5 protein-coding genes are annotated in these 12,654 nt (G+C 59.7%); all 5 read left to right on the forward strand.

Annotated features, from left to right (window positions below; all coding sequences use genetic code 11):
- The first annotated feature begins 175 nt into the window (after positions 1 to 175).
- The 5 genes from sprA (at position 176) to IPM61_00535 (ending at position 12,578) form a co-directional block, all read left to right on the forward strand.
- Positions 176 to 5,743, forward strand: coding sequence for a cell surface protein SprA (gene sprA / locus IPM61_00515; protein MBK8909789.1), 5,568 nt, complete (start codon positions 176 to 178; stop codon positions 5,741 to 5,743).
- Positions 5,643 to 6,806: a hypothetical protein gene (locus tag IPM61_00520; protein MBK8909790.1), complete on the forward strand. Its 1,164-nt coding sequence runs from the start codon at positions 5,643 to 5,645 to the stop codon at positions 6,804 to 6,806. Before sprA ends, IPM61_00520 begins: the two co-directional genes overlap by 101 nt.
- Positions 6,807 to 7,382: 576 nt before the next feature.
- A complete protein-coding gene (locus IPM61_00525) occupies positions 7,383 to 9,800 on the forward strand; it encodes a T9SS type A sorting domain-containing protein (protein ID MBK8909791.1) in 2,418 nt (805 codons plus the stop codon).
- An 80-nt stretch (positions 9,801 to 9,880) separates the two neighbouring features.
- Complete coding sequence (locus tag IPM61_00530) at positions 9,881 to 12,229, forward strand: hypothetical protein (protein ID MBK8909792.1); 2,349 nt, start codon at positions 9,881 to 9,883, stop codon at positions 12,227 to 12,229.
- A complete protein-coding gene (locus IPM61_00535) occupies positions 12,180 to 12,578 on the forward strand; it encodes a hypothetical protein (GenBank protein MBK8909793.1) in 399 nt (132 codons plus the stop codon). Before IPM61_00530 ends, IPM61_00535 begins: the two co-directional genes overlap by 50 nt.
- The last annotated feature ends 76 nt before the right edge of the window (positions 12,579 to 12,654 follow it).

Consider the following 12,654-nt stretch of genomic DNA (forward strand, 5'->3'; position numbering starts at 1 on the left):
CCAAGCCGGCAGCGTACTTCCGTGGGTCCCAGCTAACATTCCGAGATGACTTGGGTTGTTGCCTGTCACGGGGCTTCGCTTCATATTTGCCAGCTTTTTTATCTCTACCAAAGCCGTGTGCTCCCTTTTTCCGGGGGATGCCATTGGGCTGTTGCTTTGAACAATGGGTACTGCCTTGACCGATATTCAACGAACCGCTTGGTTCCTTCGCCTTGTTGCATCGCTGATGCTCCTTGCCGCTGCCACCCCGGCCGACGCACAGGACACCACCGGGCATGCCGCCACGCCAACAACGATTGCCCCACGCACGCCAAGCTCACCCTTCACGGACCCATTCCCGTTTGAAGCCTACAAGCATTTTGTTGAATTCGACTCGGTTGAAAACCTTGTGCGGATTCGCGAAACCCTGTTCGGCCAGCCGATTGGCCAGCCACTTACCCTTACTCTAGATCAATACATTGCCGAGCGGCAGAAAGCGTTGGAACGCCAGATGTGGGACCAGCGGCTGAAACGCTACTCGGTGGATAGCGCGGCACTGGCCAGCGCGAAATCCCCCGACACCACCACCAAAGAGAAAGACCTTGCCGACATTGTTGGATTGCCGAAGGAGATAAAAATCCCGATCCCGCAAAACCCCCTCTTCTCCATTTTTGGGGAGCCAACGGTCAGCATCAACGTGAACGGCAGCGTGAACGTGAGCGCGGGGTGGCAATGGGACAACAACAACCTGACCAGCATCAACGCGCTGGGGACCACGCAGTCGGCTCCGTTTTTCAACCAGAATATCCAGGTGGCGGTTAGCGGAAAGGTGGGGGATAAACTGAAGCTGAACGCCGACTTCGACACGCAGCGGGCGTTGGATATCGAGAACCAGCTGAAGATCAGTTTTGGCGGCGGCCCGGCAAGCGACGACGACATCATCCAGTCGGTTGAGGCCGGGAACGTCAGTTTGCAAACGCCAAGCCAGTTGGTGGGAAGCGCGCAAGCCCTGTTTGGGGTGAAGTCCAGTTTCAAATTTGGGAAGCTGTTCCTGACGGCGTTGGTCTCGCAAAAACGGGGCGAGCGGAAAACCGTCAGCGTCAGCGGCGGGTCGGTGAAAACCCGAATCTCGCTGAAGCCCTACGACTACGCCCCCAACCACTTCTGGCTGGACACCGCCTACCGGAATTTCTACGACCGTTACTATGCCAACCAGCCGCCAGCGGCCACGCCCGACATGGCCCCATGGAACCTGACCGACATCGAGGTCTATGAGCAGGTGAAGGATGGTTCGATTCCGTCGCAGTTCAAGGCCATTGCGTACGCGGACCTTCCTCCGGTTGGTCCAAGCGGGCGGTACGATGCGTCGTTCCGGCAGCTGAGCGCGAACACTGTTTCCGGCGAGGTCCAACCGGCTTCGTTTATCAAGCTGGAGCAAGGGAAGCATTTTGAATACGACCGCCAGCTTGGAACCTTGACGATTAAAACGCTGCAGCGGGATAAAATCTACGCCGTGGCATTCAAGACCAGCGGGCGGGGAACCTACGGCGAGTTCAGCAACACCCGCAGCGACTCGACCGAGGTTGGCGTGCTTCGGCTGATCTACGTCAGCAACCTTCAGCCAGGCTTCAAAACCTTGTGGACACGGCAGATGAAAAACATCTACCAGCTGCAAGGGGTCCGGAACATTGACCTGGGCAACTCCAAAATCACCATCACCTACGGCATCCCACCCGACACCAACGAGGTCCTGAAGGTGAGCGGCAACCCACGCCTTGTGGAGGTGTTGGGGGTGGACCGCACGAACAGTTCGAACCAATCGGTCCCCGATGGCGAGTTCGACATCCGCACGCCATATTTCTTTGACCCCACACGGGGGGAGATCACCTTCCCCAGCACCGAGCCGTTCCGCAAAGGCTTGCGCGAGTCGCCGAAGCTATCGGGGAATGCCGAGCAGTTCGTTATCAACTCCATCTACGACCAGACACGCGAGGAAGCCCAGCAGCAGGACACCCGCGTTGGCCGCTACACGATTGGCGGCGAGATTGCCGGAAGCGGTGGGAACAAAATCAACCTGGGGGTCTTCAACCTTGCGCGGAACTCCATCAAAGTTTCCGCCAATGGCGAGATGCTGACCGAGGGGCTGGATTACCGCGTGGATGAAGTCTTCGGCGAGGTGACGCTCCTTTCCCCAAAAGCCAACAGCGCGACCGGGAACATCCAAGTGGAGTTCGAGCAGAACGACTTCTTCACGATCGCCCAAAAAACTCTGCTTGGGTTGCGGGCCGATTATGACCTGCTGAACAAGCGGAACATCAAGTCGAAATTGGGGATGACGCTGATGCAATACAGCCAATCGCTCCCCACCAACAAGGTCCAGATCTACAGCGGCGAAGAGCCGGTCACGAACCTTGCCGTCGGGTTCGATGGCTGGGTGGATTTCCGCGCCCCGTTCCTGACAAAAGCGATTGACGCGCTCCCATTTTTCAGCACCACCGAAGCCTCCAACATCAAGATTGGGGGTGAGGTTGCCGCAATCGTCAGCAACCCGAACAACAAGGAAAGTTTGGTCCAGAGCGATGCCGGAAAAGGGGCCGCGTACATTGATGATTTTGAATCGGGAGCCAAGCGGCAGATTCAGCTTGGGATCAACTACACGCTGTGGCACCACTCCAGCGCGCCGCTGGACCCCGCGCTTGGCGGCGACGACACCGCTCGCGTGAAAAACCGCTCGCTCTTTTACTGGTACAACCGCCAGCCGGCCAACGAGGATGTGAAAAACATCTGGCCAAACCGCGACGTTGGAACCTACTCCCAAAAAACCTCCATTCTGGATGTGGTGATCGAGCCGGACATTCGCGGCATCTACAACCCAAATCTGAACTACGAGAACAACGTCCCGCGCGACAAAACATGGGGCGGAATGATGCGCAGCCTCTCCTTCTTCACCACCAATTTGAACGAGGAGAATATTGATTACATCGAGATCACGCTCAGGGCCGATGAGTTCGACCCGAACAGCACCGAGGTCTATCTGGACCTGGGGCAGATCAGCGAGGATGTGATCCCCAATTTGGATTTGGACACCGAGGATGGCGCAACCGCCAACAATCCGCAGCAAGATGACGTGCTGAACGATGGCGAGGACGTTGGGATTGACCGCCTGAACGACGAAGCCGAACGCGCCAAGTTCGACGGGAACGAGACCGACCCCGCACGCGACAACTTCCAGTTCGACAAGTACGGCAGCACCTTCTGGGAAGATTACCGCAGGGTGAACGGATTGGAGAACAACGTGGGGCGCGAAAGCGGTCCATTCCCCGATGCCGAGGACCTGAACGGCAACAAAAGCCTGGACCTTGACAACAGCTATTTCCGCTACAAGATCAACCTGGACAACGACCCCACCCGCAACCCGCAGATTGTTGGCGGCGGCGACAACCCGAACGGCTGGCGGCAATACCGAATCCCGCTGCGGACCGGGTTCCAGAAAGTTGGGAACCCGTCGTTCAGCAACGTGCAGTTTGCGCGGGTGATTGTTAAAAGCCCGTCGCGGGCGCGGATTCGGTTTGCGGAGTTCAACCTGGTGGGAAGCGATTGGCGCAATGCCGACATCGCCATTGGCGACAGCACCCGCGACCCGAAGCTCGATGTCTCGTTCGTGAACCTTGAGGACAACAGCGGTCCTCCCGATTTCTACACCGTTCCGCCCGGGGTGGAGCGCGAACGTGAGTACAGCACCGACATTCTGAAGAACGAGCAATCGCTGGCCGTGCGGGTGCAAGATTTGGAGCGTGGCGAATCGCGCGCGGCGGTGCGGGTCCGCCCCCGTGCGTTCGATATGTTCAACTACAAGAAGATGCGATTCTTCCTTCACGGAAGCGGCGACATGGATGCCGACCAAGAATCGGGGCAGCCGGCAAAAGTGGTGGCGTTCATCCGGTTCGGCTGGGACAGCACCAACTACTACGAGTACCGCGTGCCGCTGCTTCGCGACTGGCACGAATACACCGTTGACTTTGGCGACCTTGCCGCAATCAAGCAGCAGGCGGCAACCACCGTTGGCGGGGTGCAGTTCTTCCCGGTTCCTGGGCAGCCAACGGCGCGGTTCGCGCTGCGCGGAATGCCCTCGCTGACGCGCATCCAGTTTATCGCCTTCGGGGTGGAGAACAGCGCCTACCCGGGAGCATTGACCACAACGATGTGGGTGGATGAACTTCGCGCGGTGGAGGCCGAGGATGAGACCGATTGGGCCGCAACCTTCCAAGCCAACACAAAACTTGCCGACCTGGGAACCATCAACTACAACTTCAGCCGGACCAACCCGAACTTCCACCGTTTGGAGGACCGGTTCGGGAACCGTGTGGAGGCCACAAACCACGCAACCAACATCAGCCTTGCGTTCGATAAGTTCATGCCCGACGCGCTGAAAGGGACCAAAATCCCCTTCACCTACAACCACGTTGAGAAGATCGAGAAGCCGCGCTACGTCAGCGAATCGGATGTTGAAGTTGAGGCCGCTGCCGAGCGGATCGTCAGCGATGGCGGGGCGGACCCCGTTGCCGCGCAACGCCGCGCCGACAGCCTGCGGACCTCCACCCAAACGCTGGTTGTGCAGGATGCGTTCGGATTCTCCAACATCACCCCGCAATTCCCGGGGAATGTTTGGTACGTTCGCGACATCTTCAACCGCTTCCAGTTCGGCTACGATTACAACCAAACGCGCAGCCGCACCCCGCTGATCGAGCAACGGTTCGAATGGCAATGGAAATTCCGTGGCCAGTACAGCACCAGCATCCCCCAAAACTTCGACGTGAAGCCGCTGACCTTCCTAACCGATGTTCCGGTGCTCAGCTTCTTCAAAGATTACAAGATCAACCTGCTCCCCACCAGCCTCACCCTTAAAACCGACGTGACGCGGGGCCGCACCACCGAGCAACTTCGCGGGCTGGAAAGCCCAAGCCCGGTGATTCGGGAGTTCGGAACCTTCCGCAACGCCAACTTCCGCTGGCCAATCACCGACAACGGATTGCTGAATGTCAGTGCCGAGTACAACCTGGATGTGTATGGCTCGCTGACCGATCTCGAGATCGGCTCCGACGGCAAACAACGCTCCGGCGGCGACATTGCCGGGGACCTGTTCTTCAACGACGGGCGGTTGTTCAATTTTGGGCGCGATTATGAGATGAAGCAGGTGTTCAACTTCAATGGCCGCCCGCGCATTCCGTATCTGAACGCATTATCCTACAAAGTTGATTACGGCTGGCAAGATCAGCTGAACCCAACGATCACCACCGGCAGCTTCACCAAGCGTGCCAACTGGAACAGCATTGCACAGGGTGGGCTTCGAGTTCCCGCTGAAGCAGATCGGCAACACCTTATGGGGCACGCCCCCCAACGGGCTGCCCGACACCGCCAGCGAAAGCACCCTTGCATCGGTGCTCCGCTACCTGATAAAAATTCCGTTCCTGGAGTTCGATCGTCTTTCAATCACCTACACCCAAAACAACAGCAGCAAGAACGATGGGGTGCTGGGGGCAACCGGTATCTCCAACTTCTGGGGGCGGTCCCTTTTCTTCCGCTCCGAGTCGCCAAACTTCGGCCCGGGAACCGCCTACCAGCTTGGCTTAACCCAGGACCCCCACGCCAAACTCAACTTCGGATTGAAGTCCGCATTTCCATTTATCAGCGTGGAGCAGGAGGATGGATTGCGCGCGCCGAACATCTACGTGCAGGACCAGTTCACGCAGGAGAACAGCCTTGAGGGAAGGACGCAGCGGGGCCTGTGGCCCGGGACATCGCTTATTCTGAATTGGAACACCAAGTGGGGCTACAACCAGAACACCACCATCACCACCGACGGCGACGGGATCGTGACCCGGGGCGACGTGCTTTCAACATTCAACCGCTCCCGCAGCTACCTCAGCTTGCCCGATTGGTTCATCTTCAGCGCGTTCGATAACGACATCGAAGGCGTTGTGGATGAGTACGCACGGCGGAAGGGTGAGGTCCCCCTCCCGCAGCTTCCCGCAAACCCAACCGGGGCCGACTCCATCGCCTACGGCCAAGCATTGGTGGCCTACAACAAGCGGATCACCTCCATCCTGTCGGAGACATTCGAGGAGCAGTTGGAGGCGTTGAACTGGCTGCCGGGGAACCTCGGGAAATATCTTCCCCGCGTCAACTGGCAGTTCACATGGAACGGGTTGGAGAAGCTCCCCTTCTTTGAAGGATGGCTGGCAAGCGCATCGCTGCGGCACACCTACACCGGGAAGTTCACCTACAACTACCGCGTCACGCCCGATGGTGAAATCCCCGAGACGCAGACCGTCACGCGGGGGTTCTCGCCACTGGCGCAGCTGAACCTGACGGGAAAAGATGAGGTGTTTGGCGGCAGCGCAACCGGGTCCATCAGCTACAACACCACCACCGATTTTGTGCTGGTGACGGCGGCCCGTTCGGAGATCAGCAAGGAGGTGAAGAACGAGGCGGCCCTGCAACTGAACTACCGGAAACGGGGCTTCAGCTTCCCGCTGTTTGGGTTGAAGTTGCAGAACGAGATTGAGTTCCAAACCAACTTCACCTACTCGCGCAATAACCGGAAGCGGTTCAATCTAACGGACTTCAAGCCGGAGGGGAACAACAACGGCTCCACGAAAATCAGCTTCCGCCCAAGCGTCCGCTACTCCATCAGTAACGCGGTGGATGGGTTGGCGTTCATCAGCTACGATGCCACCATCCCCGACGACGAAGGCTCGCGCGAGATCAGCCGAAGCACCACAAAAGTGGGAATCGAGATTCGCCTGAGGATTTCCGGCGGACGGTAAGGCACGGCAGAACATTCACGAGAGGGAGGAGAACGCAAGGCCGAAGCAGAAATGCCTCGGCCTTGTTGTTTGGGATATTTCGGGAAATTTACGATCGTTTCGGCGGGGTCCATTTCTGTAACCCTTCCCCCTTCCCTCGGGTCTTCAATTTGCGCCAGAGGGGTAGCGGCCCCGACCGTTGTCGGGACTCAGTCACTGAAGGGTAGCGGCTCCGATCTTTATCGGGGCCCAGTCACTGAAAGGTAGCGGCCCCGATCTTTATCGGGGCCCAGTCTTTGAGCCAGCCAGATAACGCCGAAGGCTAAAGACCTTTTATCAATCCCGACGGAGGTCGGGACGGCTACCCAATCACCCGAAGGTAGCGGCCCCGATCTTTATCGGGGCCCAGTCTTTGAGCCAGCCAGATAACGCCGAAGGCTAAAGACCTTTTATCAATCCCGACGGAGGTCGGGACGGCTACCCGTTGATCCAAAGGTCGCCCTGATGGTGCTATATTTCTCCCCGATTCCTTTCACAAACTCCGGCATTGCGGCAGCGCGATCCTGTTCCAATCGTTTTCCATCCGATTTCCATCCGATGAACCATAGCCCACTCCTTCCACGCCTTCTTCTTTTTGGCTTGCTTCTGCTGGCCTTCGCTCGCCAGGCTGCGGCCCAGCCTGGGGAGGACAATCAATTTTGGGATGGCAATTTCAGCTGGAACGGCGTTGGGGGGCTGGTGCTGGCCATTGCCAACAACGCCTGCAACACCTACGTGGCCGGGCAGTTCGCCAGCGAAATCGGGCAGACGAACTACGTGGCCGCCTGGAACAACGGAAGCTGGTCAATCCTGGGGAACGGGGCCAACAGCAGCGCGAACGGCTCAATTCTTGCCCTTGCTGCAAACGGCGTGGATGTTTACGCCGGCGGAAATTTCACGGCCATTGACGGGGTGGGCGCGGCGCGAATCGCCCGCTGGGACGGCGGCGAATGGCTGCCGCTGGCCGGCGGAGTAAGCGGCGGGGTGGCCACCACCATCCACTCCATCGTGGTCAACGGCAGCGATGTGTACGTTGGCGGGCGGTTCACAACGGCGGGAAACGTTGCGGCGCGCAACATCGCCCGCTACGATGCCCGCACCGGAACGTGGCATCCGGTGGGGGATGGGGTGAATGGAACCGTCTATTCCATCATCCTGAATGGCGATGACCTTTTTGTTGGCGGGAACTTCACCCAAGCCGGCGATAACCCTGCTTCGATGGTGGCGCGTTGGCGGCACTCAACCCAGGAATGGTCATCGCTGGGGAAAGGGATGAATCAAGAAGTCCGCGCCCTTGCCCTGATTGGCGATGACCTTTACGCTGGCGGATTATTCACCCTTGCCGATGATGACCTGATACTCTACATCGCCCAATGGAACCTTCGGAACCCCGGCTGGCGCGCGGTTTCCGGCGGCGTGAACGACCGGGTCTATACCCTGGCAAGCAAGGGCTTCACCCTTTATGCCGGCGGGCGATTCACCGTGGCGGGGAACCGCCCGGCACGCTACATCGCCCAGCTTGAAGCCAGCGGAAAATGGAGCCAGGTTGGCAACGGCGTGAACGATACCGTCTATGCCATTGCCCCGTGCGACGAACGAATCTGCGTTGGCGGATCCTTCACCCTTGCCGACTCCCTTCCGGTTGATTATCTGGCAGCATGGGATGGGACCGCATGGAGTTCCTTCCGCAACCCGGTCAACAACGGAACCAACGACCATATCTACGCAATGGCCTCGCTGGGGAACACCATCATTGCCGGCGGGCGGTTCACGGTGGCCGGAAGCCGGATGATTGGCCATATCGGCCAATGGGACGGGACCGAATGGCAGCACCTTTCCACCGGAGTTGATGGCCCGGTCCATGCGGTGGCGGTCCACGATGGGCGGATTTATGTTGGCGGTGAGTTCAACTATGCAGGGAACGTCTATTCCCCCAACATCGCCTGGTTCGACGTCGCAACCCAGACGTGGCACGAAGCCGGCGGCGGAACCAACGGAAGCGTCCACGCGCTTGCCACCGACGGAACCGACCTGTACGTTGGCGGAAATTTCAGCAGTGCCGGCGGAACCGCAGCCGCGAACATTGCCCGCTGGAACATTGCCAACAGCCGCTGGTCCGCAATGGCCGGCGGGTTCAACAGCAGGGTGAATGCCGTGGCCGTTCGGGCGGGCCAAGTGTTTGCCGGGGGTGAGTTCACAAACGCCGGTGGAATCCCCGCCGCGCACATTGCCAGTTGGAATGGAAATGATTGGAACCAAGTTGGCGCGGGGTTCGACTCCTCCGTCTATGCCCTCACCTTCTTTCTTGGCGACCTGTATGCTGGCGGAAGTTTCAGCAGCTCCGGAACAATGGTGGTCAACGGCATTGCCCGGCTTGGCGGGACCGAATGGTTGCCAATGGCCGGCGGCGTTTCCGAAGGTGGAGCAGGGACCTCCGTTCGGGCGATTGCCCCCGCGCGCGGCGGCTTGTACGTTGGTGGCGAATTCAGCCTTGCCGGCGGGCGCCCGGCCAACTACATCGCCATTTGGGATGGCGAAACTTGGACCACGCTTGGGACCGGGCTAAGCGGCGCGCTCCCAACGGTCTATGCCCTTGCGGCCACCAACCAAGCCTTGTATGCCGGCGGAAATTTCTCCATTGCTGGCTTCAAACCCAGCAGCCACTTTGCCCGATGGACGCGGCTAACCGGACCAAGCGGGACCGGCAGCAACCCCGCCGCCGAATCGTTCGCAATCGCCCCGAACCCGGCGGTGGGCCAAGCCTTTGCCCGGCTCCGCACCGCAACCGCAACCAGCGCGACGATCCATCTGGTCAACTCCGTGGGGGATATTTCCACAACGGTGTTTGCCGGTGAGCTTCCCGCCGGAACTCATGCCTTCCCCCTTCCCCTTTCCACCCTTCCTGCTGGCGTGTACCTTTGCGTGGCAACCATTGGCGGGAAGGTCCGGACGGAAAAGATTGTGCTGGGGGAATAAGCTGCGCGGCCACCGTGGCGGCTGCTGCTTCAACGGAAAAAAAATTATCCCAACTGTGGGTTCATCTCTGAGTTGATATCATGCGTGTTCTACTTCACATACTTCTGCTGATTGGTGGCGCGGCTTCGCTGGCGGCGCAGGGCCAGGAACCGACCCTTCCCACCTTGGCCCAGCCATTGGGTGATTTCCTTCGGGAGGATGGATCGCTTGATCTTTCCAGCAATATTCACGGCCAACTGGACCCCACCGGCTGGCGGATGGAGCTTGCCCCCGATGGCTCCCCACGTTTCAAAAAAACCCCCTCCCCTTCCCTGCTTGCGGCGGCGCATCCAGATGATATTTATTGGGATGAGCGGTTCAACATTGGCGGGGCTGGCGGGGCAATCTACACGGTGGCAATCAGCGGGTGCCAGGATGTGTACATCGGCGGGCGGTTCACTTTTATTGGCGACATCATCGCCAACAATATCGCCCGCTGGGATGGCAGCCAGTGGCACACGCTTGGCGAAGGGCTTCGCGCTGGCCAGCGGAACGCCGCCGTCACCGCAATCACCGTGAACGGGGAGGATGTTTACGTTGGCGGTGCGTTCGATTCCGCAGGGACGAAGCAGGCCACAAACGTTGCCCGCTGGACCGGGTTGGATTGGCTGGCCCTTGGCTCCGGATTGGGGCAACCTGGCGACACCGTTCTTGCGCTGGCCGTTGACGGCAACACCCTGTTTGCCGGGGGAAGATTCGCCGCCAGCGGAAACATCTCCACCGGCCCGATTGCCCGCTGCGACCTGAGGAACAGCAGCTGGTCCACCATGGGGCCAGGGCTTTCCGGCGACACCATCGTCGTCAACGACATCGCGCTGTATGGCCAGGACCTGTTTGCCGGCGGGAAGTTCGCACGCGCCGGGGGGCTTCCGCTGAAAAATCTTGCACGATGGAACGCCACCACCGCTTCCTGGAACGATGTGGGCGGCGGCATTAACGGAACCGTGGAAGCCGTGGCCGTCCACGGGAACGACCTGTACGTTGGCGGGAGCTTCACCCAAGCCGGAACCGTGGCGGCGTTGAACATCGCCCGGCGGGACCTTACCGAAAGAACCTGGAACCCAATGGGAAGCGGCCTAAACGGAAGCGTCAGCGGGATTGATGTAACCGGCGGACGGGTGTTTGCCGTGGGGCGGTTCCGCAACGCCGGAACCCAAGTGGTGAACCGCATCGCCGTTTGGGAGACCGGAAGCTGGGAGCGGTTGGGGAAATCGGAGGAGATTGGGCTGAACAACGATGCCTACGACGTGGTGATTGGCGGAACCAGCGTGTACATAGTTGGCAAGTTCACCCGCGCCGGAAGCCTGGGCGCGTACGGAGCCGCACTCTGGAACCTTGCCACACGGACGTGGGGAAGTTTCGACATCACCGTTGGCGAAGGGGTCAACGGCCCGATTTACGCCATTGGAATCAACGGGCGCGACGTGTACGTTGGCGGGCGATTCAGCATTGCCGGAAGCATCCGCGCAAACGCCGTGGCAAAATGGAATGGCATTGCCGGCACCTGGTCCCCGCTTGGGACCGGCGTTGGCGTGGTTGACACCACCACCGGGTCCACCCCGGTCGTCTATTCCATTGCCGTCAACGGGCGCGATGTGTATGTTGGCGGGCGATTCGACCGCGCCGGCCAGGTTCAATCGCACAACATCGCCCACTGGAACGGAGGGGTCTGGCGTTCGATGAACGAAGGGATCGGCTACAACTACCAAGGGGGCACGTACGATTCCGCCTCCAAAGTTTTTGCCGTGGCGGTCCGCAATAACGAGGTGTTCGTTGGCGGCCAATTCGATCTTGCCGGCGGCAAGCGTGCCAACCGTGTGGCGCGGTGGGACCAAGCCACGCAAACGTGGTCCCCGCTTGGCAACGGGCTTGGCGGAAGCAGTTTCTACACCTTCGCCCAAGCGATTGCTGCCGACGCAAACAACGTCTATGTTGGCGGCGTGTTCCCAACCGCTGGGAACGTCAACGCAAAGAACATTGCCCGGTGGGATGGCAACCAATGGAGCATCCTGGGAACCGGAAACCAGAACGGGGTGAACAACTCCGTCTATGCCATTCAGATCACAAAGGATGGCGAGGTGGTGGTGGGGGGGGATTTCACCATCGCCGGAGCAACCCCCGTGAAGAACATCGCCATTTGGCGGAACAACGCCTGGACCGACCCCGGCGGCGGGGTGAACGGAAAAGTTTATGCGATTGACACCGCCAACGATGGCATCTACGTTGGCGGCAGCTTCAACCTGGGCGGGAACCAAGTGCTTTCGCGCATTGGCCGCTGGGACGGATCCACATGGACCAACCTGGGAAGCGGAACCGGGGCGGGTTGGCCCCGGGGAAACGGTGGTCCGCGCCATTGGAAGCACCGGGCCGGAGGTCTATGCCGGGGGTGAGTTCACCCTTGCCGGGCAGCATCCCAGCTACAACATCGGGCGTTGGTTCAAGGGGCTTCCCGGGATGATCTCCTCCGCCGACGATCCCAACGGAACTACCCCATCGGGCAGCCAAACCATCTGGCTTGATCGTGCTTCGGGGCAACTGTATCTTCGCGGCAGCTTCCCCCACCCCGCCACGCTGCAACTGATGAACGTGCGGGGCCAGCAAACGGGGGAACCACTGCTGGTGGAAGCCGGACAATCGCACCAACTGTGGGCGATTGCAGATCTGCCAAACGGACTCTACTTCTGCCGCATCCAGATGGAGGGCGTGACGAAGGTCCTTCCGGTGATGATTGCCCGGTGATGCCAGCCCGGCAACGCCGCGCTGGATTTCGGCGATTCCCCTTCCCTGCAAGAAACTCTACCTGACGAATCCGATA

It is taken from the genome of Chlorobiota bacterium, assembly GCA_016710285.1.
Taxonomy (GTDB): Bacteria; Bacteroidota; Ignavibacteria; order OLB7; family OLB7; genus OLB7.

What these genes read in the sequence shown, in the direction of transcription:
- IPM61_00525 (MBK8909791.1), top strand. Translation starts at nt 7,383, where the DNA reads ATGAACCATAGCCCACTCCTTCCACGCCTTCTTCTTTTTGGCTTGCTT.
- IPM61_00530 (MBK8909792.1), top strand. Translation starts at nt 9,881, where the DNA reads ATGCGTGTTCTACTTCACATACTTCTGCTGATTGGTGGCGCGGCTTCG.